Origin of the sequence: Vibrio sp. THAF64, from assembly GCF_009363455.1 — a bacterium.
Classification (GTDB): Bacteria; Pseudomonadota; Gammaproteobacteria; order Enterobacterales; family Vibrionaceae; genus Vibrio; species Vibrio coralliilyticus.
In genome coordinates this window covers 267,424-293,151 of record NZ_CP045357.1, presented here as the reverse complement: position 1 = coordinate 293,151, position 25,728 = coordinate 267,424, and the positions used below count along the sequence as shown (strand labels likewise).

The following is a 25,728-nucleotide window of genomic DNA, read 5'->3' as shown; positions in this document are numbered from 1 at the left end:
GTGGATAGTATATGCTCTGTTCTCTAACCATTACAGTGAGCGTAAACTGGTTTTTCCACATCAATAAGGGAGAGCGAACTATGAAAACACTCGATACTGGGGTGGAGAAGCGAATCACACATCATGTTCCAGCTTGGTTCAAGAAGCTGCTTTATGTCGTGTGTATTGGTGGGTTAGTAGCGATTAACTTTACCCTATCCAAATACGCCGTTAATCAAGGGATCAAACCGATCGATGTCGCGGTTTTTCCTATGGTGGGCGCTGCGGCTTTACTGATGCTGATGCTGGTGAGTCAGCGTCAGTGGCGATTCAAGGAGTTTCGTCACATTCGTTATTACTTTTTCGCAGGCTTATTGGGCGTGAGTTTGCCCAATTTAGCGTCCAGTGTCGCGCTTCAAAATCTTAATGCCAGTACATTTAGTGTCCTAGTGACTTTGTCACCCATATTCACGTTATTGTTTGCGATTCCTTTTGAACGCAGCACGCTGACCATGCCTAAAATTTTGGCCATCACAGTGGGAGTTCTGGCTGCAATGATGGTGACGATCACGCCTTCGATGCAGAGTGAGGTGGATGGATACAGTGTGTTAATTGCTTTGTTAGTGCCTTTGTTGTTAGGCGCTGGCAATGTATATCGCAGTCGTGCATTTCCCGCCAACGCCAACCCCGTTGCGTTGGCGGCTGGGATGCTTGCCCTGCAAAGTGGGCTTTGGTTACCAGCGGCGAATCCGTCAATTTTACTTGCTCCATCAGGGGAGGAATGGGTGCTAGGCGTTATGGCTGTAAACGCCTCGCTTAGTTATCTATTGACCTTTCGATTTCAACAAGTGACAGATGGGATCGGGTTCAGCCAAGTAGGCAATGTCGTCACGGTAACAGGGGTCTTACTGGGCGTGCTTGTATACGGTGAAGCGATCACCATTGAGTTGTGTGCTGCGACTCTACTATTGGGCGCTAGCTTGTACTTGTTCAATAAATCTTAGGTTATTTTTAATAGGAGAAACACTATGTCTCATTATAGCGACTTCATTCGTACCCTTTATCAAATCGTAGATAACAAAGATGCTCGCGCATTAGCGGAATTGCTTCACCCGGACGTGATGTTTACTTTTTCCAATGCCGAGACGGTGAGTGGAGTGAATGCGGTGACGGCAATCAATGCGCAGTTTTTCGCGTCTATCCAAACGATGAACCATACCTTTGCGGGTATGTACGAGGTGGGAGATACTTTAGTTTGTGAAGGGCAAGTGGATTATATCCGCTTGGATGGCAGTGTGTATGACGCGAAATTTGCAACAATTCTGACGTTAAAAGATGGCCTGATTTACCAGTATAAAATCTTTGCTGATGTATCTGGGCTCTAGCGTAATTTACTTGTCAAAAAAAAAGCTGCCAATTCGGCAGCTTAACTTCACCAATTAGCCTGTAGTTCAAAGCAGTGCTCCATCGCCTAAAGGGTTATTCCTCCGCATTCCACCATTTTCACACTAAAGTGTCACAGTATTCATGTCTAACCCCTATCGGTGAAGGGACCCGAAGATCCTGAGGGAAAAAACACAGCATTAGCTCAAAGGAGGCAGTGACCAGTCACCGTCAGGAGATAATACACATTAAGCTTAATACGACAAACGGATAAGGTGCAGACAATGAATACGCATTTTCGGACAAGGCGTTGGCTTGTTATTGCCTTGGTAAGTTTATACTATGCTTGAAATAACCTTATTACTGATAAAAGTGTTTTTATGAGGCTGCTGTTTTATTGTGCAGACAATTTTCAACTGCTGGACTTGTCTGGACCCGCTGATGTATTTGCGATCGCCAATATTCTATCTGAAGTGGAACACTTTACCATGCAGTATGTCAGTGAATTCGGGGGGCGCTTACGGTCTAACTCAGGGGTTGAAGTTGAAACATCCTCGATCAATGACGTGATCGTTGACGAACGAGATGTGCTATTTGTGATCAATGGGCTCGACGTGGAGCGATTACCGTCACCCGCGGTGGTGCGTTTTCTTGATGAGGCGCATGATCGAGCAAGTTCAGTATGCACCATTTGTACAGGATTATTCATCCTTGCCGCGGCTCTGCGGCACATGCCTTATAAAGCTACGACTCACTGGCGCTATTTTGATGCGTTGCGATCGAAGTTCCCAAATATAGAGTTGCATCCCAATGCGCCTTTTGTGAATGATGGCAAGCTCTGGTCCTCTGCTGGGATCTCGACGGCCATCGATATGTCGCTGCATTTGTTGGAGCAACATTGTGGGCGCCGTCTCGCTCAGCAAGTTACAATGGCGATGGTCTTACCCAATCGACGCCGTCAAAACGATGCTCAGTTGAGCTTCCATCTTCTGTTGCAATTTGAATGCAGTGACACGAAATGGGAGAACCTGCTGCATTGGATCCAAGAAAATATCGCCACGCCTTTGGACACCGAAAAGATGGCCAGTTTTATGGCTATGAGCCCACGAAATTTTACGCGGCGATGTAAGCAAGAATTTGACATCACGCCGAAGAAGCTGGTCGACAGAATTCGCTTAGAATTGGCCAATTCTCTCCTACAAGAAACGGCCTATTCTCTGTCCTACATCGCCAATCGGTGCGGGTACGGTCGCGAGGAAAACATGAAACGAGCATTTTTAAAAGGGAAAGGGATGACGCCCTTTGCGTTGCGCCGGTTGGTTAGAGGGTCCTCATAACTCTGTCATTTTTTGCGGTGTGATTGTCGTTTCTTGGGGGCCATTTTCTGATGTTATGGATAGACCACCCCCTAACCAAATAGTTTCGGCAATGAAAACACTCAAATTTACTGATAAGACATACGTTATTCTCGCACCACTGAGTCTACTGACTTTTCTGTACATGTTCAGGTATGGGTATTCGACTTTTGACCTGTTCGTCAATGTTGGATTGGTAGCGGCCATCTTGATGCTCAATCAAGAGCGATTCAAGACGCTACTGCCGTATTTACTGTATGGTTTTGTCGCCTTGCATATTCATCAAGCCTACGGTGATACGATGTTGCACTTTGAGGTCTTCATATTATTGGCTTGCACGACAATTTATAATGACTGGAAAGTGGTGTTTCATTGCCTAATTGCTGCAGCTGTGCATCATTTGTTGTTCTACTACCTTCAATTTAACGCCCAATTTCCTATTTTCATATTCCCACCGAATAGCCCATTTTTAATGACCATCGAACACTGCCTGTACGCGGCATTGCAAGCTTTTGTCTCCATTTACGGTAGCTTGTCTCTTCGTCAAAACTTGGACAAACTGGACTATGTCGAAACTTCAATTGAGCACATGGTCAGAGATGACAAACTGTTTTTGGATGTGTTACTTAAAGACGACGGAGAGTTTGAAGTCAAGTTTAACCAAGTGATTCATCGTCTTAAAGAGTTGGCTGCTGCGCAAAGTAATGCCGTCGTTTCTGTGTCTAGTGTGACTCGCTCTTTGGGGGAAGATATCCAAAGTATTAATGATGAACTCTCTTCTCACGCTGTGAACACTGAAATGGTGGCAACCGCCATCGAAGAGTTGGGGACCTCATTTAACACAATTACTTCGTCCACAGAGCAGTGTAATGAAAATACTGGAAAAGCCCACCAGCTCAGCCAGAACAGTATGTCAAAAGCCGAGGATTGTCGCTTGGGTTTAAATGCACTGATGACTTTGGCTAGTGATACTCAAGTCATTATTGAGAACGTTACAAAGGACGCCGGTCAGATTTCGGCGGTACTGGAGACCATTGCCACGTTATCCGACCAAACCAACTTGCTGGCATTGAATGCTACGATTGAGGCCGCTCGGGCTGGGGAGGCAGGGCGCGGATTTTCAGTGGTGGCAGACGAAGTTCGTCAACTAGCTAACCGAACTGATACCAGTTTAGATCACATACAGAAATCCTTGACTCAACTGGCCGACAGCGTGACGAAGTCCAATAGTCACGTCGCCAGTATGCTGCAATCAGCGGATCAAGTGGGTCATGCATTGGATGAATTGATTGGGGGCTATCAGGATATTTCAGGAAATGTGACAGCCGTGAATGATGAGATGTACCAAGTGTCATCTGCGATCACTCAACAGAATAGCGCCTTAAGCCAAATCAACAATAATATGGCTTCGCTCAATACCTCCTCACAAAGCGTGAATTCTCGCATGGAATCCCAGCGCCAATCAATCGACGAGCTGCAAGCGCAAATGCAGTTGCTTCGGTCAATGAGCGAGAAATTGGTGGATAAATGAGTAACGCAATAATGTTGCTCTCAACGACCGTCGCATTTTTACTTGGGTTTGGATTGCCAGACGTATTACCTAAGAAGCAGACTTTTATAGAGGCCGCTCTACCGAGTCACGTCCAAGACTGTCAACTTTCTGGAGGGCGATGTTACGCCGAGGATGTGATACTGACCTTAGAAGTGGGCCAATTTACGCCACTCCGAGAAACTCTGTTTCATTGGAAGTCTTCGGCGAGCTGGCCAGAGGCAGGCACATTATATGTGAGTTCGGATGACCAGAGATTTGGCACGATCAAAGCAGAGCCGTTAGGTCAGAACCGTTATCGAGTCATGATCCCATATTGCTCAAACCAAGCGATGCGCATTATCGTGTTTCCTGAGCAGGAGCGCGTTGGGATGCGTTTGCCTGTCCTAGGCAACCCATCATGAACGATAAGCTTACTACACGTTTCTAGCTTTCGCTGGGCCATTATCTTGGCGGAGAGAGGTGCCGGGGATGCTTGTGGCGTGGACCATATCGATGGCTAGACAGCAATCTAACGGGTGGCTTCCTTCTTGAAAGGGGCACGAGAGGGGCTTGAGTTGGTTGCTGAGCTGTTCAAGCATAAAGTTGGTCGTAGAGGTGGCGAATTACTGACTGAGTATGGTAGAAATCGCAGCGAGAGAAATGCAAGAGCAGTATGTTGGCCTAAGCCCCTCCGTTTTAATGTCTGAAAGGGAATAAAATAGGGTAATTTCTTTACCCTATTTTATTTTTAAGCAATTATGGTGAAATTAAAAATAATAATAAGCGGAAAGAGAGGAATAAAATTGGTGATCATTTGATATAATGGGGGAGTTTTTAATCTCATTGCCATATAATACCCAAGAGGTTGAATTGATTATTTGCCACTTTGAGGAAAACTCATAAGAAAAATAATAAGAAAAATCTACTGCAATTTCACTGTCTGTGGAATAACGGGGGCGACTAATATTTTCCTCATTACTCTCTATCCCAAAATAATATTGAGTAAACTTTTTAGAAAAATAATGAAGGCTCATGGATGGAGTGAATGTAATTTTACCCATATCGATCGGAAAGAACTGAGTGAGTCCTAGATTATAAGATTTATATCGGCCCATAATGTCGTGAGCAATGTAGGCGGAAGACACGCCCCAAGGTGTGTAAAAGTCGCTCACCAAGCTCGCATCATAAGTAGCTTCTCGTTCTTGCATTCCTTTAAGAAATTCAGAGTCGTCAGCCTCATAACCACTGTGGCTTAGATTGACTTTGACACTTAGGTTAATAGGACTGGTGTCGCTACCGAGGAATCGATAGCCTAAACCCGACGAAGTTAAAGAGAAATCGTTGCCAAGATATCCAATATCTACCTCAGGTATCCATTCATTCTCAGTGCCACGATACAATTCTTGGCCAAAAGACAGTCCCGCTCCTATGAGCCACGTATTCTCGTTCGTATACACGTTGCCATGCTTGATGTGCACAGTTGCATGGCTCGATGCACTCACCAGCAAAGCGCAACCGCCTAGTATGATTGGAGTGTAATTCATCATCGTTAATTCCCTTGGTTCATGAAGATGCGGGGACTCATGCTACGTTGTTTTTGTTGCCTGTTTTGGCCCAATGTCGTGCAAAAAAGGACAGAACAGTTTGACCACCTTTAGGCTGGAGGGTTTGCTGAGTGGGGAGGCTTAGGGAGAAACGAGTTCGGTTCCACTGGCGGATAGGAGAGGAACCCTTGATAGAGATGCACTCCAAGTTTTTGAATCAATGTTTTGTCTTCGGCGTTTTCAATACCAACTGCGATAACCTCAATGTCGCGATCGACGCTGAACTCAATCAGAATCTGCAGTACCTGATAACACGTTGGATCGTGCTGGGCACTTGCCACCAACCCTGGGGCGATTTTGATGTGTGATACGGGGAGTTTAATAAGGTGGGTTAATGATTGCAAACTGGTGCCAAATTGGTCAATTGCTAAGCGGAATCCGTGGCGGTGCAGTTGGCTCAACTGATGGAGGATTTGAGTATCAAAATCCTCCAACTGAAGTTCTGATAACTCCAGAACAATATAGTGGGGCTGGAGATTAAACCGCTCTACTGTATGCCTGAGCAGGAGCGCAAACTGTGGGTTGAGCAACTCAAGGATAGAGATGTTCAAATGGACAGAGAATAGTTCAAAATGATGTACTTCCAATGTAGAAAAGTATCGGCAGGCTTGCTGGAAAATAGAGTTTCCTAATGACTGTATGAGGCCTAATTGTTCAGCGACGATGACAAATTCGTCTGGTTCGAGCAAGCCCAGCTCAGGATGAACCCAACGGGCGAAGACTTCATAGCCAGTGACCTGAGTCGTTTCAAGACTGAATATTGGTTGAACTTGGAATGATATGGCTTGAGTCTGGATGGCTTGAGGCAATGTGGCCCGAATGACAAAATAGCGTTCAATATTCGTTTGAATTTTTCCGGTATACAGTGCGACACGGTCGACCGGAAATGACTGGGCGTGCTCACAGAGTTTACTCAAGGTATCGAGTAGCCGATCTGGTGGCATCTTGATGTTCGCAGTCATAATGCCGATGGCAATGTCCTGAGAAGTTAGCCATTTCTGTTCATGGTCTTTGACAAAGTATGACGCAAGCAACTTCGAGGTAATATTTTCCAGTTTACTTCGAGAGTAGTCTCCCGCGGCGCGTACGACAAACATATCGAGAGTACAGCGGTAGATTCGATAGGGTGCATGACCGAAGGTGTCCTTGAGTCTTGAGATAAGATCGTAAGCGATTTCCGAGACGATATGATGGCCCCAGCGACGGATAAGTTCGCCCATTTTAGGTATGCGAAGGGCAAAAACGGTATGGGCGTTGACGTCAAAGTCACTGTCATCCAGTAACTTACGCCGATTGTATACTCCAGTTTCTTCATCGTGGTAGGCAGCGTGAGTCAGGTAATCTTCAACCCACATTTTTTCAGAGACATCGCGATGGTTACCGACTAAATAGTGTTCCCCGTCGGCGTCATAGACGACCAAACTGGTGGCCTCAATCCAAACAAAACGTTGCTGACGATTTTGAACGCGATAATGCACCGTGATCTTGTCGAAACCGTATCGAATTTGTTCATCCAATGTACGAGAGAAGTGTTGAAGATCGGCAGGGTGGATCAGTGATTTCCAATGTGCCAGCGTTACTCGGCCAAAGGGTAGAGAGAATTGTTGATAGAACGTATGATTGTAAAACGAGAGTTCGTTGTCGCCAGACATGGACCACAGGCCTTCTTTGGTCGTGTTGAAAATCTGGCATAGGTTAGTGTTGCTGTATACGTCGCGCGATTCTTTGCTCATGTGTCATCCAAGTTTGCGTCGACGATTGTATTGTGAGTGAGCCTTCTGCCGACGATATCACTTCAGCACATCGCCTTCGGCAATGCTACCTCACCTCTTGTCGCTGACCGAAAATGCGCATTTGTTGTCAGGAAAGGCGCTTTACACTGGCGTTGTAACCATCGCTTTAATCTACATAGTGTTGGTGAAACCAATGGTAAATACAGCGCCGCCGTGTTGATGATTGTTCGCCTCTATCTGCCACCCATGCCGCTCGATTATCCCTTGAGCGATGTACAGTCCAAGCCCATAGCCGGGTTGAAGACCACTTTTTGGGGCACGGAAGAAGGGTTGAAAAATCTGCTCTTGTATCGGTTTGGCGATGCCTGGACCATCATCTCGAACCGAAATAGATAAATGAGCTGAGGAGAGGGACCACGAGACTTCAACGTAGCTGTGGGCATGTCTAAGCGCGTTGTGGAGTAAGTTATCCAACGCTCGAGCTAACAGATGCCCATCAATAAGGAACTCTGTTTCCAAGCCTGATGACTGGCGCAAAATCGGAATAGTCCGGACTTGAGGCAAAGGTTTGAAATTGTCCAACCACTGGTGTAAGAAAGTGGAAGTGAGAAATTCTGTGGGCTCGTGAGTATCGTAAGTCATATGTTTAGCGTAGAGGAGAGACTCATCCACTAAGGCCTCGAGTTCGTTAAAATCGTCTTCAATGCTGATGAGTGACTGACTACAATCGCTGTCCGTGACTGGTTGACGGGCGTGTTCCAGCTCAAATTGAATACGAGCTAGGGGGGCTCTCAGTTCGTGTGATACGCCTATTGCTAAGCGCTGATTCGTTGTAATGGCATCTTCTAGACGTGATGCCATGGTATTAAAGTGGGCATTGAGTGTTCCGAGTCGTAATCCATCTTTTGTTGATGCTCTAGCACTTAACTTTCCACTTGAGAAAGTTTCTAGGGCCTGCTTTAAGTGCTGTAGTTTTCGTTGCAGTGACCATGTCCAGATTACAACTCCCACAGCGAATAGTCCGGTGAGCCCGATCGCAGAAATGTACTGATGAATAACCAGCGTTTGGTGCGTGCTGACGGGGCCAAATTGAAGAGTTCGACCATCAGAAAGCAGTCGTTTGATGATGATGGCGTGTTCGACATCAGTGACGACGAGCTCGCCATTTAACCAGGCCATTTTCTGGCTCGCAGTCAGTGCCTGTGGAGTGACGATCTTTACTGGTATGTTCGGCGAGGAAATAGTGTTCAGAAGTGAGCCCCAATCTGCTTCAGGCGTTTGAAGCAGCAACTGTTCTGCCATGGCCATGCCCCCGGAAAAATCGTGCCGAATGTCACTGGCAACGGATTCAGGGAATAGCGTGATGACGGCTTCTTTGAGCAATAACCCACTGGAGAGCCAAGTCGAGAAAATACACAAATATATTGGGAAAAACAATTTAAACATAGTAGGGTGAGAGTCTTATTTACGTCCAGGCACTGGTGATCAATCGATAGCCTCTATTCCTGTGTGTCACAATTTTTTCTGGCTCATTTCCTTGGTCGCGAAACTGTTTACGTAGAGCAGCTACTTTGACGTCCACGGAACGGTCGAGTCCATTGTAGTCAATACCTCTAAGCGCTTGAATAATATGCTCGCGAGTGACTGTCTGATCGGCATGTTTTGCCAGAACAACAAGGACCTCGTATTCCGCTGGGCGAAGGCTATGCAAGGTATTTCGGTAACTGACCGTTTTGGCATCTAGGTTGATAGTCAATTGATTCACAGTGAGTACATTGTGATGTTTGAATGACATGTAGCTCTGGGTAGTTGTCTGCGCCCCAAGCTGCCGTTCGAGTAGGCGGATATGAGCCAAAAGAACCTGCGGCTTGATCGGTTTCACAAGATATCCGTCAGCCCCCAATTCGAGTCCCGCTATCTGATCAAAGTCTTCGTCGCAACCCGTTAGTACCAAAATTTTACCTGTGAATGTAGGGCGGATGGAGCGACAGACCTCGAAGCCACTCATTCCAGGTAAGACTATATCCAGTAAAACAATATCCGGCTGCTGGTGGTTAATTACGGATAAGGCTTCCTTACCATTATTGATGACGTCGACATGATAGTGGTGGGTCATTAAAAAACGAGTGATTTGCTGCGCGTATTTAATATGGTCTTCAACGACAAGTATATTAGTTTTCATATAAACGCTCACCTAAATATAGACATAAATAACTTGTGATACATATCACGTACTAATATTACATACGATAACATATTTGTGAATGAAAACGTCCACACTAATTAATATTATCAATTTTATTGTTAATAACACACACCGTCGAATCTGTGGTAGTGATATTTAATAAAGTGATGTATGGCTAAGAAACTGATATTTTTTTGTGAAGAAAATTTTAATTTATTGGATTTGGCAGGACCTATAGATGTATTTTCCATTGCAAACCAAGTGATGCCAGAAAACTTGTCGCAATTTGGAATGATCATCTGCAGTGCAAATGGGGGTAAGATAACTTCACGCTCGGGAATTGCGTTTGATAGCGTGGCGTTAGATACGGTCGAAGTATTCGAGAACGACATTGTTTGGGTCGTCGGTAGTGAGGACCACCTGGCGCAGGTAGAGCCGAAATTGGAGCTTTTCATTCAACAAAGGTTTCGACAGGGAGTACTGATTTGTACCTCCTATACGGGCATCTTTTCGGTCGCCGCAGCCCTAATCAATGAACAGTTGACGGCGACGACTCACTGGCGTTTTACCAAAAACCTAGAAAGCCAATACGAAAACGTGCATGTAAAACATGATATCTCTTATTACGCTACCGGGCCCATTTGGTCATGTGCAGGCAGTTCCACAGCCATCGATATGAGTCTGCACCTCTTGAATCTTTTTGGTAGCCGGAAGCTATTCAATGTTGTTTCAAAAAAAATGGTGATGCCTGGGGTTCGTCGAGAAAAGGAACAACAATTGCCGCTTCAAATGCAGATTCAAACTTCTAGCAGCGAGGAACGATGGCAGCAATTGATCCCTTGGATCAGACAAAATATCTCACGAGCCTTGACGGTCGATGTATTAGCAAACCATATGGCAATGAGTCCCAGGAATTTCACTCGCCATTGTCATCAAAAGTTCGGTCAATCCCCAAAAAAATTGATCGACCAAGAGCGTTTCAATGTGGCGGTGAGCTTGGTAGAGCAGTCAGATCATTCTCTGAGCTATATCGCGTCTTCTTGCGGTTACTCAAGAGCTGAAAACATGAAGCGCGCTTTCATAAAATACGCAGGACGCTTACCCAGCGAATATAAGCAAGCTCCTGCGGCATAGAGTCTAACGATACACGTCCCCAAATGCTTGGGAGGCTATTGCTTGGAGTGACGAATACGTGTGCGTAGTGTTAACTCGACGGAGGTAATACAATAGTCATCCAATAAATATGATTGTCCAAAAGTCGATTAGTTCAACTACGTAAACTTCGTCAAACTAAACCGCCGTTGACTCGCAGGACCTGGCCATTGACCCATTCGCCTTCAGGGCCACAGAGGAAAGCCACGATCGAGGCGATGTCTTCTGGGGTACCAAGACGCTCCATCGGGGCCATGTTGGCCAACCGTGCAATCTGCGCCTCGGATTTGCCTTTCAAAAACAGCTCTGTGGCAGTAGGCCCAGGTGCGATCGCATTGACGGTCACCGACCGACCTCTGAACTCGTTGGCGCCGATGCGTGTCAGGCTCTCTACGGCCGCTTTCGTCGCGGCATACACGCCATACCCTTCCAGATTTAATCCCACCACCGACGTAGACAGGTTGATAATGCGCCCGCCAGAAGGCATGCGTTTGGCCGCCTCTCTCAACCCATAGACGGTTCCGTTCAAGTTGATGGCGATCTGCCGGCTGAGCGCTTCGTCATCGACTTCCGCTAACGGAGCGAGGTGCATGATCCCTGCGCTGTTGACCAAAATGTCGATCGGCCCATGTTGTTGTTCGATGTCATCAAACATCTGCGCCATGGCATGGGGATCGGAGACATCCGCTTGATGCAGGAAGGCGTGTCCGCCGTTAAATTGGATTTCTTGTGCGACCTCCTCAGCAGCGGTCTTATTGGTAGCGTAGTTAAGGATAACGGTCACCCCGTCCTTGGACAGGCGCTGAGCAATCGCGGTACCAATGCCACCAGAGGCACCAGTGATGAGAGCAAGAGAAGTGGGCTGAGTCATGATTGAGCTCCGTTGTTGAAAACAGTACGTGCACTCTACCATTGAGAATTAATCGGATAATGGGGTATAAATTGTTATCTGTGTTCGGAGAATACGAATAATCATGGACAGAATTGATGCCATGCGGGTGTTCACCCGCGTTTTGGAACGGCGAAGCTTTACTTTGGCCGCAACGGATTTGGGGTTGCCACGATCGACCGTCACGGACGCCGTCAAGAAGTGGGAGACCCGACTGGGAGTACGGCTGCTTGAACGCACCACCCGTCATGTGAGCCCGACCTTAGATGGGGACAATTTCTATGCGCGCTGCGTCCAAATTCTACGTGATATCGATGACGCCGAGTCTGCGTTTCAAGATGAAAATCCCAAAGGGGCGTTGCGAGTCGATGCCCACGGCTCTTTCAGTCGGCATTTTATTTTGCCAAGGCTTGGGGCGTTTTTACAACGCTATCCCGGTATTAACCTGTTTCTGAGCGAAGCAGACCGAAGAGTGGATCCACTCAGAGAAGGCATTGACTGCGTGGTGCGTATTGGCCACTTGCAGCAAGATGATGTGGTGGCGCGCCAGATTGGCCTGCTCGAAGAGGTGACCGTTGCTTCGCCAGCCTACCTGGCAAAGTTGGGTACCCCGAGATCGTTGAATGCGCTCAAGGATCACCAGATGGTGGGGTATTGCGCGTCCGGTCAGTCGGTGGCGATACCCCTTGAGTTTCAGGTGAACCGCAAAGTGACCACACAGCACTTAGCCGCGTCACTGTGGGTCAATTCGGCCGAGTCTCTCGTGGAGGCGGCCAAGCGCGATCTGGGGATCATTCAAGTGCCTCGCTATCACGTGGCGAACGCCTTATCACAGGGGGAGCTGGTGGCGTTACTCGAGGCGTATCCGCCTGAGCCCTCTCCTGTTTGGGTGTTGTTCCCGCCCCATCGTCAGGCGTCTTCACGCGTGCGGGTGTTCATCGAGTGGCTCCAACAGACGCTGGAGTTTTAGAAAAGATTGATAACGAGCGGCTGTGCACTGTGTGGTCTGTGGCGGTGACACGGTGGATCATCAAGCCCCAACGGAGGACGTATGAGCCATGCTCGAGAGATAGCGCCTTAGGCCGGGGTGTTGATGGTCTGGTGCCCATACGAGCGCCACGTGACTGAGTAGGCCGTGGCCTTGCAAAGGACGAATGCAAACTGAGTCGTCTAAGCGTTCGGTCAGAGAAGCGGGCGCAATGGCAATGCCAAGGCCTGCTTGGGCCATGGTGATTGCCGTCCGCAATTGAGGAGCGGTGTAGGCACGATCGATCCCCACTTGCGCCGCGGCAAAGGCCGCTTCAAGCTGATCACTCAGCGCCGGGCCGGTTTCTCGCGGAAACATCAACACCGGTTCTTGGTGCAAGTCGGACAAGGTGACGAAGGGGACGAGCGACAACGGATGTGCAGCTGGGATCACGGCAACAAACGGGTCATCAAATAAGTTCTGGTGTTGCAGCGTGGCACACGCGTAGCACGGCAGCCGCATCACGGCGACATCCAATTGGTGCGTGGTCAATCGCTGCGCCAGCTCGGGCATACTGTGTTCTTCGGCGTGTAGGACCAGGCCAGGATGCTGCTCACGAAGCTGTCGCAGAGCATCGAGGACGCGTCGACTGCAGGTAGTGGAAGACGCAAAGCCCAATCGCAGAGACCGATGTTCTCCTCGTGCGCGCTGCTGCAACGTATGGCTTAACTGCTCGACCTTTGCCAAGATCTCCCGGGCTTCGTCCAACAATAAGTGCCCAGCTTCAGTGAGTGTGACACCACGCGAACGTCGGACAAATAAGGTCACTCCCAGTTCGCGCTCCAGTTTTTTGATCTGCTGGCTTAGCGGCGGCTGAGCGATCCCTAATTGTTCTGCCGCACGGGTAAAATGGCGAGTTTCAGCGACAGTGACAAAATACTTGAGATAACGAAACTCCATCACAGACCTATATATTTTTCATATCAAAATAAATCTTTTTTATATTGGATTCCATCAAGGATAAAAGTCAATCTAAATACACACTTTGATGCATATTGGAGCAAAGGTATGGAGAAGGTGACGCACGGATCATCGGTGCCGCTGGCCAGTCAGATAGGCAGGGAAAATATAACCCCACCACACACCTGGGGTGAAGGCGTGATATACCAGACGTCGTTAATGAGTGCGCTGATCGCAGGTGTCTATCAAGGCAGCACATCGGTAGGGACTTTGTTGCAACAAGGCGATTTTGGCCTAGGCACGTTTCACGAGTTGGATGGGGAACTGGTGGCATTAGATGGGCAGATCTACCAACTTCGAGCGGATGGCTCCGCCTGCGTGGCGCCTCCTCATCAGCGTGTCCCCTTTGCGGTCATGACGCGTTTTACCCCTCATCAGCAGCTCGCCGTCAGGGAACCGATGTCGCGCCAGAAGCTGCATCAAGAGATCGATGCACTGGTGCCCAGTGATAACCTGTACTGTGCCATTCGTATCGAGGGCCGCTTTATACAGGTTCGCACTCGGACCGTGCCCAAGCAGGTGCGCCCTTATCCTCCTATGGTGGATGCCATCAAAGGCCAACCCACGTTCACATTCGAAGGGCAGGATGGGTCGATTGTCGCGTTCCGTAACCCTACCTATACGCAAGGTATCAACGTACCGGGGTATCATGAACATTTCGTGACGCACGATCGTACGGGTGGGGGACACGTTCAGGACTATGTGTTGCAGTCAGGGCAGGTTCAGATTGAGACCTTGTCACGCGTGGTGATCGAGACCCCGACTACGACGGATTTTCTTCACGCCAATTTGACACCAGAACACCTACACGCGGCCATTGAACACGCCGAACGTTGAGTTAACACGAGGAGAATGGTCATGATGAACACACCGCTTGAAGCGCGCACAGGCGCGCAACTGATGGCACAACAACTTGAAGCAACAGGAGTTCAATACGTCTTTGGCCTCCCCGGCGCCAAAATTGACCGATTGTTCGATGCCCTAAACGACACCAGCATTACAGTGATCCCCGTTCGTCATGAGGCCAACGCCGCCTTTATGGCGGGGTGTGTGGGCCGTCTGACAGGGCGTGCAGGTGTCGCGTTAGTCACGTCAGGTCCCGGGTGCGGCAACTTGGTCACTGGTGTGGCGACGGCGAACGCGGAAGGAGATGCGATGATCGCCATTGGAGGGGCCGTCAAACGGTGCGATCAACATAAACAAACGCATCAAAGCATGGCTTCGGTCAGTATTTTTCGCTCCATCACACAGTTCAGTGCCGAGATCAGCCATGTTGATGCCACCAATGAAGTACTGGCCAATGCGTTTCGTATCGCTGAATCCGGCCGTCAAGGCGCGTGTTTTGTCAGTGTGCCTCAAGATGTTCTCGACGCAAGAACCACTCGTACGCCTATCGTGCCCACGCCGCTGCGCCCCCAAGCCACACTTGATCGGGACCGTGCCTGCGCCGTAGCGGAGCGGATCGCCCAGGCGGAGCGAGCGGTGGTACTGGTAGGGTTAAATGCGAGTGTGCCGCGCGTCTCCCATGCACTGACTTCCTTTCTTCAACGAACCCAACTGCCCGTTGTCGGCACTTATCAGGCGGCTGGGGCGGTGAGTACGCATTACTATCACCGGTTTGCCGGTCGGGTAGGGCTGTTTAACAACCAACCTGGTGATGTGTTACTGCGCGAGGCGGATATGATAGTGGCAATTGGTTTCAACCCCATCGAGTACGATCCTGAATTGTGGATGCCAGCGCATCATGAGCTGATCCACATCGATATTGATCCCGCTGACTATCAAAATCACTATCGGCCCTGTTTAGAAATCGTCGGTGATCTGGCGCACAGTCTTGAGCAAATCAGTCAGCAGGTGAGCGCAGTCACTCCTTTATCCCAACGGGTCGGACAGGTGTTGGACATCGTCGCCGCGCAGCGCCAGCGGATCCAAACGTATCCCGTGACTTGGGGAGCGGGCGGTTTTCATCCCTTGACGTTGGTGAAAGCCTTACAACGTCTGATCACACCCGACACGACCTTGTGTTTGGACATGGGCAGTTTTCATATTTGGATCGCTCGCTACCTGAATTGCTGCCGGGCTCGACAGATGCTGGTGTCTAATGGTCAGCAAACCATGGGTGTCGCGTTGCCTTGGGCCATCACTGCGAGTTTGCTCAACCCCCATGAAAAAGTGGTGTCCGTGTCAGGCGATGGTGGTTTTTTGCAATCGAGTATGGAACTGGAAACGGCCGTTCGTCTTAAGAGTAACCTGTTGCATCTGGTGTGGGTAGATAATGCCTACAATATGGTCGAAATGCAGGCGTTGAAAAAATATCAGCGCAGCTCGTGCGTCAAGTTTGGTCCGCTGGATATTCAGGCTTATGCTGAGGCCTTTGGCGCGACAGCCTTTACCGTCACGTGCGCCGAAGCGCTGATGCCGACCTTGCAACGTGCGATGGCGACATCAGGTCCCGTGGTGGTCGCTCTGCCCGTGGACTATTCGCACAACCCTGAGCTCATGGCCCCGTACACCGCGTTGATGGAAAGAGGGGCTGAGCAAGGGGCTCCTGTCCTCTGACTATGGATTACCCCCTTCGCGGAGGGCGGCCGTTGCGATGGCGTCCTTCGCGCTTTTTGCGCCCCTCATACCAAAGCGCCGATTTGGCCATGATGACAAGAAAAGGCTGAGGGTAAGCACTACAAAAAGACCGATACCTCGGCGTCAGTTTTGTTCAAGGCGCGTCACAAGTTTGAGGATTGGTCACAAATGGTCACACGAGTTGGTATTTTCTAAAGGTATAGTTCGATGTGAAAACATTCACTAAAAGGTGATTATGAAAGTGCCAACGCCCTACCGAGTCCTGCTCGTTGAAGACGACCTGGAACTCGCCGAATTGATCCGAGACTTTCTCCAGAACTACGAATTTACCGTCACGATTGTGACCGACGGCCGAGAAGCGGTTGAACGTATTCTCACCGACTCCCCAGACTTGGTAGTGCTGGACATCATGTTACCCGGACAAAATGGGATGGAGGTATGCCGCGCCGTCCGGTCGCATTTTCAGGGCATGATCTTAATGCAAACCGCGCTGGACGACGATTTGGATCAGGTCATGGGTCTTGAGTTGGGCGCCGATGATTACATCGTTAAACAGGTGAAGCCGAGGCTACTCCTGTCTCGCATTCGCGCCTTACTCCGTCGTCACGAGCGCACTGTCGCGGGAGAAACGGCAGACGAACTCAGAGTGGGGTCATTGGTGATCAATCTGCACCATCGCAGTGTGGCACTCCACCAACAGGCACTGAAACTGACGACGTCCGAATTTGAACTGCTGCTGTTGCTTGCCCAACACGTCGGCCAAGTAGTATCGCGCGATGACATTGCTCAGCGACTCCGCGGCTTTGAGTATGATGGGCTTGACCGCTCGATTGACCGGCGTATCTCTCGCCTGCGGCGAACACTCCATGACGATCCCCACGACCCGGCTCTGATCAAGACCGTACGGGGCATAGGGTACCAATTGTGCCTTGCGACTCAAGGAGTCTAATATGATCCGTGCGTTTTCTGTGCTGTGGTTGGCGGTCTTTATGCCCATTATCTTACTCCTCCTCCCGACTCAGTGGAACCCCATTCAACGTCTCAACGAAACCTTTTCCGAAGACTTCTATCAGCAAATCTACGCCAACAACGTGTCGACGCTAACACAAACATTGCTGACTTATCCGCAAGCAGAATGGTCATCGGTGGTGCACCAATACGCCCAGCATTTTGCTTACCCCCTCCAGCTACAAGCGCTGGCGGATTACCAAGAAAACGACGTCAAGTACCTATCTCTTGTTAAGGGACAGATGACATTTCTCTATGACGATCCCATGGCGTTGCTGCAGCGTGTCGGAGACAGCGATCAACTGATCTATTTTGCCCTGAATGAATCCACGCAACAGGCGGCGCTGAATCAAGCCAAAGGCACCTTGTATCTAATGGCTGAGTCTTTGCGGGCACAGCCTACTTCGCTATGGGTGTCGCATCTGGCCGAACACACGGCCTCGATTCCGTTTGTGGTCACGCTGAAAAGCGATGAGCAATTATCGTCGCAGGCGAAGACAGCCATTGCGCTTGCTCCGGGCGAGGCGGTGAGTTATCTCAACGAAGAGGGACTGGTGGAACTCCTAGCCCCAGTAGGGCAAGGGACCTGGTTGCAGGTGGCAGACCACTTGTCTCAGACCACTCAAGTCAAACTCACCGGCGCTGTTGGAGGGTTGTTCTTCTTGTCGGTCTCTCTGGCTTTGGTAATTTGGGTCTATCCGCTGTGGCGCGATCTCAAGCGTTTGGTGATCACCGCGACGGCTTTCGGCCAGGGGCAGCTCTCCCAACGGGCCAGTGCCAGCCGATTATCTGTGGTGTCCCAGTTGAGCGTTTCCTTTAACGCCATGGCCGATAACATTGAAACACTGATCGCGGGCCAGCGAGAACTGACCAACGCCATTGCCCACGATTTGCGTACGCCCCTGTACCGTTTGCGCTTTGCGCTGGAAATGCTTGAGGATGAGACACTCTCGGCAGCACAAAAGAGCAAATATCAACGCTCGGTCCAAAACAGCATTGAGGATTTGGACCACTTGATCAACCAAAACCTGCTCTTGGCGCGCTATAGCCGCATGACTGACTGGCGCCAGTTTTCACACGCGCGCTTGGTGCCGGCCTTGCGTCAGGAAGTCGAAGAGTATCGCTTGGTGCACCCACACCTGACCGTGGAGTGGTTATCTCCGCATCCCCTCGACCAACACACGCTATTTCTCGACCACTCTGGGTTGATGCGAGCCGTGAAAAATATGCTCGCGAACGCGGGGCGGTACGCACGCCAATCCGTTCGTCTGACCTTTGAGCAACACGAGACCGAGTACGTGATCGGTGTGGAAGACGATGGGGTAGGCATTCCACCCGATGAAGTGGAGCGAGTATTTGAGCCCTTTGTGCAACTCGATAATCAAACGCGCACGAGCGGCAAAGGACACGGATTGGGGCTGGCGATCGTGAAACAAATCATGCTGTGGCATGAGGGCAGTGTTCAGGTGCACACCTCCTCACTGGGAGGCGCGAAATTTGAGTTACGCTGGCCCTGTCAAACGCCACCGCCGAGTAAAGGTGAGAGGATTGTGACCAAATCAGACACAATCAGTCCATAAAACGCCAACGATTTATCAATATTGTGAATGGTAGTTTTGAGAGACCGTTTATTCAGTGACTCAAAAGGACCTCACATGACACTAGGACGCTTGGCCCGACTGATAACCCTCGCTTGCAGATCCGTGACCTCAACAAGGGGCCAATTGGCCCACTTCCTGGCAGGTTTGTCTCTGCTGATGGTATTCCCCCTGTTGGTGGGCTGTGTGGACGATGCCAGCGATGGTGAAAAGTACACGAAGCCCACCGTAAACGCAGGCAGCGATCAAGCGCATACGCTGCCCGTCGAACGTCTGACCCTGAGCGGCTCTGCCAAAACGTATCCTGCTTACTTATACTCCATTAAAACCACGCATTGGCGGCAGGTTTCGGGACCTCAGCAGTTGGTGTTGCTGAATGAAGACGAGCTGACGGCGATGGCCCTCAACCCAACGGCAGCAGGCACCTACGAATTTGAACTGTATGCCAAAGATAGCCTGGGCCGAACAAACACCGATCGTGTGACGGTCGTTTTGCGTGAGGTGGCGGCGCAACAGAGGGCCGCAAGCACACAAGGTTATGCAGACGACTTTGACGTTATGTGGACGTCCGTGACCGAGCATTACGGCCAGTACGAGGTCATTCAAGATCAATGGCAGCAGATCTATCAGCCCTATTTGCTCAAAGCCAGTGCGATAGAATCAGAGACACAATGGGAGCAGCTATTGATCGATCTTCGGGCGCAGGTGCAGGCCGAGACGGTGGCATGGTCGAGTTCGGGAGTCTGGGTAGAGAGTCATATGACAAACGGTATTGTGACGCTGCGTATCTTAAGTGTTCCGAATGGGCAGCCACATGAGCTGGAACAGGCCATCCGCCATGAACTGCGGCGATACTCTAATGTTCAGGAATGGGTACTGACAGGGCTGACGGCGTCTGCCCGCGATCTGCAAACGGAGTTAACCCTTTTCAAGCTTTTTGCCTATCAAGACACGTCAGTGTGTCTGTGGCGTCGCTCCGCTGAGCCTGAATGTTATGCACTCCGGGCCAATGCACTGCTTGGAGGCAAGCCTGTCCGGATGGACAGGGAGGGTAATAAAGAGACCAAGTTAACGCGATTTTTGGCCGCGCAAGAGGCTGGAGGGCCTCCGGTCTTGCTCTACCCTGATTGGGCGTTGGGGCGTCACGGAGAGAGTCTAGAGACCAGACTATGGGGCGCAGCGCCGCTCAATTCTGAGCCACGATAATGCATTTTAAACGCTGGCATAGGTTAGCTCAAAGGGTGGACATGATATAAGCTTGGTTTCATAATAATAACCAAGCACTTGTGATAACCCGCGAGTCAACTCTGAGCAGAAGGAGGAGAGTGAGCATGAGCCAGGCGTTAAATGCGGACGTGTTGTATCGGACGATTGAGCCTTTGTTCACGTCACTAATCCACGCGCATCAGCACGAATCTCTCTATGCCTTGGTCATTGACCAAGGCGCTTTATTTATCCACACCGAAGCCGGTTGGCAACGGACGTGGAAGGCGTACCAGCGTTGGTGGGCTGAAGAGCATGCACACCTCGAAGACTGGGCGAGCTTTGAAGACAGTCAGGGGTGCAGTCTCAACTCCTGGAGTGACTTAGAAGCTCTGAGCGCACTGTTTCCGCTGCTGCCGTCAATCAGCGGGGATTCCGCGCATTTGAGGGCGTCGGACAAAGCCGCGGTGTTGGCTGCGGTCAATACCAGAAGGCAAGCGCTGCGCCAGCCTCAAAGTATTGAACGGCTCGCTCTCAAACAGCATCTTCGCCATTGCCCCGAGAGTTGGGAGGCGCAATACATGCTGCCGTTTTATGGATTGGATGGGTTCGAGGAAGCGGCTTATCAGCACCACTGCCAGCAAACCAATAGAATGCGATGGAAGAGCGAGTATTATTGTGCCATGGAGACACTGCTCACGCGCTTATTGAGTGCCCCTGTGCTGGCCAAGATTAAATCGTCCGAGGCTTTCTATGCCCTGGTAATGGAGGCGGAAGGTGTGTGAACGTCACCGAGCTTCCGACATGGTGCTGGGTGAGAAGCATTGTTGTGCAGCGGCGCTCGATGTGAGGTCATCTAATCCGCCAACGAGTGCTGTGTGGGCTTCAAAGGTGCCCCCAACGCCGTGACTCGGTATTCAACCTGCAATGGCATTTCTGGGTACACTGTTCGTTGCACCAGCCCCAAAGACTCAAAGGCTCGCAGTTGTTTGGTGAGTTCTTTTTGCGTGATGCTGCCCATTGATCGTTTTAACACGCCAAAGCGTACGTCCATGACGGTGACAATCAAGCGGTAGAGCACGGGGATGGCCCACTTACCTGAGACAAAGTTAACGAAATCGAATTGTTTAAAGGTCATGTGCGACATGATCCCTCTTGCTTAGACAATGTACAAGCGCTAAGCGGAAACAGGCGTCGACTCCGCGGTCGACGCCTTTTTTTCTGTGCGGATATTTCGGGAACAACGGAGTTAGAAATGGTAGCTCACACCCATTGATAGCACGCTGATTTCCGCGTCAATGCTTGCTGTAACACTGCCCACTTTTAGCACATCCAATTCCGGCTTCATATACTCCCACTCGGCCATCAAGCGGACATTTGGGGTGATCGCGTATTCGGCACCAAGGCCAAATTTACCCGTCACCGTCTCATCCGATACAGTAGTATAGAAGCTCGATTTAAACTCCGCCCCAAAGTATGCTACACCGCCTTTGGCAAATAGGTTGAACTGCTCGCCGATTGGCAACATGGCTTTCGCTTGTACCGCCGCAAACTTCATGTCGCCTACCGTTACTGACTGGCCATCTAACGCGTCGTAGCCGCCAATTGAACCCTCAATCGCGATGTACTGGTTGAACTCATAACCGCCAAACAGTTTGATCGCCGGGCTGTTGTCGTCAGAGATCTCAAAGGATTGACTGGCCGAGAAGTTCGGTGCAGATGCGTGACCTTGGATGTTGTCAAAGTTCGCTTGACCAGCTGACAAACCCAGATAGCCGTTGGCGCTGGCTGCGGTGCACGCGGTCAAAAGTGTTGCTGCAAGTATGGTTTTCTTTAACATTGTGAATAACTGCCTATCGTTTATTGTCATTTATCAAAAGTCCACGTCCTTGGGCAGCCAATGTTGTCCTTCTCATTGGGTTTCGAAACGCAGTGATAGTAATCAATCGATATCCGTTAAAACATGTAGAATTTGGATGATTTTTTGCCTTAATTCGTCACAATTTTTCATAAATCGTCATCAAAAGACTGGTTGGGAGTGAGGGAGTGCGGTGCGTAGCATTAGAATTTTTGATAGTATTGTCAGAGGGTTAGAGTTGAGCTCTGACGAAACAGACACCTCATAAATGAGGCGAATACCCGATAAGAGGACGAATGTACTTAAAACCAGCCACAGTGGAAGACGCCCCGCTATTCGTTCGCATGGAACGTGCCAGCGGCACGAAAGAGTTTGTGATCCCATATGACTTAGAGACACATCAGACCCTGATCGTCGATCAGGACGTGACCTATTTGTCTGTGATGGATCAGGATGAATTGGTCGGCTTTATGATCTTGCGCCAAGACGACACAAAGTCGGTCGAATTTCGCCGGATTGTGATCGAGAAACAGGGACGAGGGTATGGTCAACGAGCCCTGCAAGCGATGGAGCACTATTGCTTCCATCAATTGGGTTGCTCACGGATTTGGCTCGATGTGTTTGCTTCCAATGCACGAGGCGTACATATCTATCGCAAATGGGGCTATACCGAATTCGGCTGTGATGTCCATCAAGGGCAACGTCTGTTGCTAATGGACAAAACGCGCTCCCCCGCGCTCCCCCATAGCACCAATCATACAGGTAGGAATCGATGAGAGAATTTCACGACATACAAAGCGGCGCGACGCTGCGCTATCACGATCTCCCGGGTGACGAGACCCCGATTGTCTTTATTCATGGCTTAGGGTGCGCCTCTTCGCTTGATTACCCCCAAGTGGCGGCGGCCCGTGGTTTGGAGCGCCATCGTTGCATTCTTATCGATATGCTGGGCTCTGGGTTTAGCGATCACCCTGACACGTTCAGCTACACCATAGATGCTCACGCCGCGTTGCTGGCGCGCTTTATCCAAGACTTGGCGCTAGGTGGCTTTTTCCTCTTTGGCCACAGCATGGGCGGCGCTGTGGCGACCAACGTCGCGACTCGCCTCGAAGGACAAGGCTTACGGGGGCTCATTCTCAGTGAAGCGAACTTGGATGCGGGAGGTGGATTCTTTAGCCAACAAATTGCCGCGTATTCAGAGGCCGACTATCTCCAAGTCGGGCATGCGCGACTCATACAGAGCAGTCGAGCTGAGGGCAATGGCAATTGGGCAGCCGGTCTTGCCACCAGTGCACCACTGGCCATTCATCGCGTTGCGCAGTCGTTGATCGCCGGGCAATTGCCCAGTTGGCGCGAGCGTTTGTATGCGCTTTCTGTGAGCAAAACGTATCTGTTTGGCGAGCATTCACTGCCCGATCCCGACAAGGCCATCTTGGATGCCGCGGCCATTGATATCGGTATTGTCCCAGACGCCGGACATTCGATGGCGTGGGAAAATCCCCAAGGGGTGGCGGACGCTCTGCTGACGGCGATCCAGCGGGCTGATTGCAAACCTCAATAAACCGAGATTAGGAGAGTGCTACGTGTTTAGAGTGATCTACGAATGGCGTGTGGCTGCCGAGAAAATGGCCGATTTTCAACACGCCTGGCAAGCGGTGACGGACGCCATACATGAGTCGGTGCCAGGTGCGCTGGGCAGTGCCTTGTTCCGGTCGATGCAGAACCCAGATAAGGTGCTGACGATAGCCAAATGGCGGACTCAGAAAGATTGGGAGGTCTTTTGGGGACAAAGCGACCCGGTGCCCATGCGGCCCTTGCACCAGTTGGGTGAGCGCATCGGTGTGGAGACGTATGACGAAGTCGAGGATCGTACTCGATGAGGGCGAGCTACTGCGCAGGCCGACGTTTTCACTAAATGGTCAGTACTTATGCCTGTTTTATTGCGAATGAGAACAGGATCACTGAGTCAACAATTTCAATACTGCTAGGATTTCTGGCCTGCTGACGCGGGATCACTGTCGTCAGCTCAGCTTGAGGAGGACCTCAACGTGGCTGGGACCATTCGGTCGCCCACTCGGCCTCCAATCAGAGAGGACAGAGCGTGACGGTGACGAGAGTCACGGACCGCTGTTAACGTCGATCGTCAATTGGTATGTCTGTAAACCTATGTTGGATATGTTTGTTACTGCTCACAGTGAGCAAAGGGCTGTGCTCTACGCAGGCAGTGAAACGCTGTCTGATAAGACGGCCAGGATCATGCTGCGTCGCCTTGACACCGAGTATTACACGCGTTCAGAACACCGACGAGTGAAAGAAGTGCTCACCAAACTGGGGTATTTGGTCCCAGAGAAAAGTCGGGAAGCGGATCTGCTCGACAAAGCGAATGAGACGATCCGCAAAGCCAATGCCCGTATTCATGAGCTGAAGCAGCAACGCGATAAGGCCGAGCGCAGCGCCAGCGAATTAAAGTTACAAAACCAGGTGTTGCAAGGCCGTTTAATGTCAGCGGCGTGTTCCCTGTCAGATAAAGATATTTTGGGTTATGAGTCCCTGCCTTCTGGGCCGGAATTAAGGAAGCGCTACAAAAATCTCGCAGCGATCCATCACCCGGATAAAGGAGGCAGTAAGACCATGATGCAACGGTTAAACGATTCCTACGAAAAACTGAAAGCGCAAGTGGCTTAAAAGCAAGCGCCTCGTGGCTTTGCGAAGGGCAGACCACGGTGTTTGGTATAGGCCTCGTCAATGAAACGGGAGGGTGGTATTATGCGCCGCTTTAACGATAAGTGGATGTATTTTCATGGACGACCAACAACGTATCAAGAATGGCTCAGTACGCTCTCGCATTGTGCTTAGCGGGGTGTTGCTCTCATTGGCCGGCTGCGCCAATCACTACCAATTAAGCCCGGAAGCGGCGTACGCTGAGGTGATGGTAACGTCGACCAATGACTCAACACGGACGCTGCTGCGCGATAGTGATGTACTGATTTTCAGTCCGGAGTGCCAATTGATTGGGAACAGCCCTGTGATGGCTACACAAGGGGGAAACGACGAAAGCCATGTGTTTCCGGTCTTGCGAGTGCCGGTAGGTCAAGCCATTGCCTTAACATTGGCATACCGAGACGCACGACTTGGTGAGAATCGTGCTTGTGCCACCACCTTGATTTTTACGCCACAGAGCCACCATCGTTACACCCTCACACATACGGTCTCGAACCAGGTTAGGCAGTGCCGTGCCGACATGGTCGACGATACGACCGCTGCACAACCATCGTATGCGCTTGCGGATTATAGCTGCTCAATGCAAGGAAAAACCGCCGCGGGGACGAACTCCAAACCAATCAGGCATCGGATGAAAATGGAGAACGGCGTCGCCATCGCTGTCAAGGACGAGAATTGGTGAGACGCTTGCGCCCGCCTCCCCGCTGTTAGAAGTGACAGTTATTGCGTGCGTTTATATGCACTGTTTATCATATAAATTTCGCGAAAGCGTCTAGACTGTGACCGTCTTTCTAACGGTAACAGGATGAAAGTATGACGGTCGCAACAAGAGCCGCCAAGCGGGTGGAATGGATCGCGCAATGTCTGCCTTTGGTGTGGTTTGTGCTGCTCGTTCTGGTGCAGCATTCATAAGGGGCAGTGCAAGCCTAGGCAAAGCCTGCGTCAAAAGGCTTTGCCGGGTC

At 50.3% G+C, this 25,728-nt stretch carries 26 protein-coding genes; 18 read left to right on the top strand and 8 right to left on the bottom strand.

What is annotated here, in order from left to right:
• The first annotated feature begins 80 nt into the window (after window positions 1–80).
• The 5 genes from FIU99_RS26225 (at window position 81) to FIU99_RS26205 (ending at window position 4,670) form a co-directional block, all read left to right on the top strand.
• The gene (locus FIU99_RS26225; RefSeq protein ID WP_152472822.1) at window positions 81–983 is read left to right on the top strand and encodes a DMT family transporter; all 903 of its coding nucleotides are present in this window, start codon (window positions 81–83) and stop codon (window positions 981–983) included.
• Window positions 984–1,007: 24 nt separating this feature from the next.
• Window positions 1,008–1,364, top strand: a complete 357-nt coding sequence (locus FIU99_RS26220; protein WP_152472820.1) for a nuclear transport factor 2 family protein — start codon at window positions 1,008–1,010, stop codon at window positions 1,362–1,364.
• Window positions 1,365–1,742: 378 nt separating this feature from the next.
• Window positions 1,743–2,699 carry a GlxA family transcriptional regulator gene (locus FIU99_RS26215; protein WP_152472819.1) on the top strand — a complete coding sequence of 319 codons (957 nt, stop codon included), beginning with the start codon at window positions 1,743–1,745 and terminating at the stop codon, window positions 2,697–2,699.
• A gap of 91 nt (window positions 2,700–2,790) precedes the next feature.
• On the top strand, window positions 2,791–4,248 hold the full coding sequence (locus FIU99_RS26210; protein ID WP_039951358.1) for a methyl-accepting chemotaxis protein: 1,458 nt from the start codon (window positions 2,791–2,793) through the stop codon (window positions 4,246–4,248).
• Window positions 4,245–4,670 carry a hypothetical protein gene (locus FIU99_RS26205; RefSeq protein ID WP_152472815.1) on the top strand — a complete coding sequence of 142 codons (426 nt, stop codon included), beginning with the start codon at window positions 4,245–4,247 and terminating at the stop codon, window positions 4,668–4,670. The genes FIU99_RS26210 and FIU99_RS26205 overlap by 4 nt, the downstream gene beginning before the upstream one ends.
• A gap of 345 nt (window positions 4,671–5,015) precedes the next feature.
• Here the strand turns inward: FIU99_RS26205 and FIU99_RS26200 are convergent, their stop codons facing one another.
• The 4 genes from FIU99_RS26200 to FIU99_RS26185 form a co-directional block, all read right to left on the bottom strand.
• Window positions 5,016–5,795, bottom strand: coding sequence for a MipA/OmpV family protein (locus FIU99_RS26200; protein WP_152472813.1), 780 nt, complete (start codon window positions 5,793–5,795; stop codon window positions 5,016–5,018).
• Window positions 5,796–5,902: 107 nt separating this feature from the next.
• Window positions 5,903–7,585, bottom strand: coding sequence for an EAL domain-containing protein (locus tag FIU99_RS26195; RefSeq protein ID WP_152472811.1), 1,683 nt, complete (start codon window positions 7,583–7,585; stop codon window positions 5,903–5,905).
• 171 nt (window positions 7,586–7,756) lie between these two features.
• Window positions 7,757–9,031, bottom strand: a complete 1,275-nt coding sequence (locus tag FIU99_RS26190) for an ATP-binding protein (RefSeq protein WP_152472810.1) — start codon at window positions 9,029–9,031, stop codon at window positions 7,757–7,759.
• A 19-nt stretch (window positions 9,032–9,050) separates the two neighbouring features.
• Complete coding sequence (locus FIU99_RS26185) at window positions 9,051–9,767, bottom strand: response regulator transcription factor (protein WP_152472808.1); 717 nt, start codon at window positions 9,765–9,767, stop codon at window positions 9,051–9,053.
• A gap of 174 nt (window positions 9,768–9,941) precedes the next feature.
• On the opposite strand from FIU99_RS26185, the gene FIU99_RS26180 reads away from it, so the two are divergent.
• Complete coding sequence (locus FIU99_RS26180; protein ID WP_152472807.1) at window positions 9,942–10,904, top strand: GlxA family transcriptional regulator; 963 nt, start codon at window positions 9,942–9,944, stop codon at window positions 10,902–10,904.
• Between the two features lie 151 nt (window positions 10,905–11,055).
• On the opposite strand, the gene FIU99_RS26175 is transcribed toward FIU99_RS26180, so the two are convergent.
• A complete protein-coding gene (locus FIU99_RS26175) occupies window positions 11,056–11,793 on the bottom strand; it encodes an SDR family oxidoreductase (RefSeq protein WP_152472805.1) in 738 nt (245 codons plus the stop codon).
• A gap of 103 nt (window positions 11,794–11,896) precedes the next feature.
• On the opposite strand from FIU99_RS26175, the gene FIU99_RS26170 reads away from it, so the two are divergent.
• Window positions 11,897–12,781: a LysR family transcriptional regulator gene (locus tag FIU99_RS26170; RefSeq protein WP_152472803.1), complete on the top strand. Its 885-nt coding sequence runs from the start codon at window positions 11,897–11,899 to the stop codon at window positions 12,779–12,781.
• A 60-nt stretch (window positions 12,782–12,841) separates the two neighbouring features.
• Here FIU99_RS26170 and FIU99_RS26165 read toward each other — a convergent pair whose 3' ends face one another.
• On the bottom strand, window positions 12,842–13,738 hold the full coding sequence (locus FIU99_RS26165; protein ID WP_043011644.1) for a LysR family transcriptional regulator: 897 nt from the start codon (window positions 13,736–13,738) through the stop codon (window positions 12,842–12,844).
• A gap of 108 nt (window positions 13,739–13,846) precedes the next feature.
• On the opposite strand from FIU99_RS26165, the gene budA reads away from it, so the two are divergent.
• The 6 genes from budA (at window position 13,847) to FIU99_RS26135 (ending at window position 20,972) form a co-directional block, all read left to right on the top strand.
• A complete protein-coding gene (gene budA, locus FIU99_RS26160; protein WP_152472801.1) occupies window positions 13,847–14,635 on the top strand; it encodes an acetolactate decarboxylase in 789 nt (262 codons plus the stop codon).
• Between the two features lie 21 nt (window positions 14,636–14,656).
• Window positions 14,657–16,357, top strand: coding sequence for an acetolactate synthase AlsS (gene alsS / locus FIU99_RS26155; protein ID WP_152472799.1), 1,701 nt, complete (start codon window positions 14,657–14,659; stop codon window positions 16,355–16,357).
• A gap of 256 nt (window positions 16,358–16,613) precedes the next feature.
• Window positions 16,614–17,327, top strand: coding sequence for a winged helix-turn-helix domain-containing protein (locus FIU99_RS26150; RefSeq protein WP_043011646.1), 714 nt, complete (start codon window positions 16,614–16,616; stop codon window positions 17,325–17,327).
• Window position 17,328: 1 nt separating this feature from the next.
• Window positions 17,329–18,966: an ATP-binding protein gene (locus tag FIU99_RS26145; RefSeq protein WP_043011647.1), complete on the top strand. Its 1,638-nt coding sequence runs from the start codon at window positions 17,329–17,331 to the stop codon at window positions 18,964–18,966.
• 144 nt (window positions 18,967–19,110) lie between these two features.
• Window positions 19,111–20,190, top strand: coding sequence for a hypothetical protein (locus FIU99_RS26140; RefSeq protein ID WP_253899467.1), 1,080 nt, complete (start codon window positions 19,111–19,113; stop codon window positions 20,188–20,190).
• Window positions 20,191–20,315: 125 nt separating this feature from the next.
• Window positions 20,316–20,972 (top strand): hypothetical protein, encoded by a 657-nt coding sequence (locus tag FIU99_RS26135; RefSeq protein WP_152472796.1) that lies wholly within the window; start codon window positions 20,316–20,318, stop codon window positions 20,970–20,972.
• A 71-nt stretch (window positions 20,973–21,043) separates the two neighbouring features.
• On the opposite strand, the gene FIU99_RS26130 is transcribed toward FIU99_RS26135, so the two are convergent.
• Window positions 21,044–21,334, bottom strand: coding sequence for a helix-turn-helix domain-containing protein (locus tag FIU99_RS26130; RefSeq protein WP_080748942.1), 291 nt, complete (start codon window positions 21,332–21,334; stop codon window positions 21,044–21,046).
• A 102-nt stretch (window positions 21,335–21,436) separates the two neighbouring features.
• Window positions 21,437–22,027, bottom strand: a complete 591-nt coding sequence (locus tag FIU99_RS26125; RefSeq protein ID WP_043011651.1) for an outer membrane beta-barrel protein — start codon at window positions 22,025–22,027, stop codon at window positions 21,437–21,439.
• Between the two features lie 314 nt (window positions 22,028–22,341).
• Between FIU99_RS26125 and FIU99_RS26120 the strand changes: the two genes are divergently transcribed.
• The 5 genes from FIU99_RS26120 to FIU99_RS26100 all read left to right on the top strand — a co-directional run bounded on the left by FIU99_RS26120 (window position 22,342) and on the right by FIU99_RS26100 (window position 25,448).
• On the top strand, window positions 22,342–22,821 hold the full coding sequence (locus FIU99_RS26120) for a GNAT family N-acetyltransferase (protein WP_152472794.1): 480 nt from the start codon (window positions 22,342–22,344) through the stop codon (window positions 22,819–22,821).
• On the top strand, window positions 22,818–23,606 hold the full coding sequence (locus FIU99_RS26115) for an alpha/beta fold hydrolase (RefSeq protein ID WP_043011653.1): 789 nt from the start codon (window positions 22,818–22,820) through the stop codon (window positions 23,604–23,606). Before FIU99_RS26120 ends, FIU99_RS26115 begins: the two co-directional genes overlap by 4 nt.
• Before the next feature lie 22 nt (window positions 23,607–23,628).
• Window positions 23,629–23,925 carry an antibiotic biosynthesis monooxygenase gene (locus FIU99_RS26110; protein ID WP_043011655.1) on the top strand — a complete coding sequence of 99 codons (297 nt, stop codon included), beginning with the start codon at window positions 23,629–23,631 and terminating at the stop codon, window positions 23,923–23,925.
• A 286-nt stretch (window positions 23,926–24,211) separates the two neighbouring features.
• Complete coding sequence (locus tag FIU99_RS26105) at window positions 24,212–24,730, top strand: J domain-containing protein (protein WP_152472792.1); 519 nt, start codon at window positions 24,212–24,214, stop codon at window positions 24,728–24,730.
• Window positions 24,731–24,845: 115 nt separating this feature from the next.
• Complete coding sequence (locus FIU99_RS26100) at window positions 24,846–25,448, top strand: hypothetical protein (protein WP_040122650.1); 603 nt, start codon at window positions 24,846–24,848, stop codon at window positions 25,446–25,448.
• Window positions 25,449–25,728 lie beyond the last annotated feature (280 nt).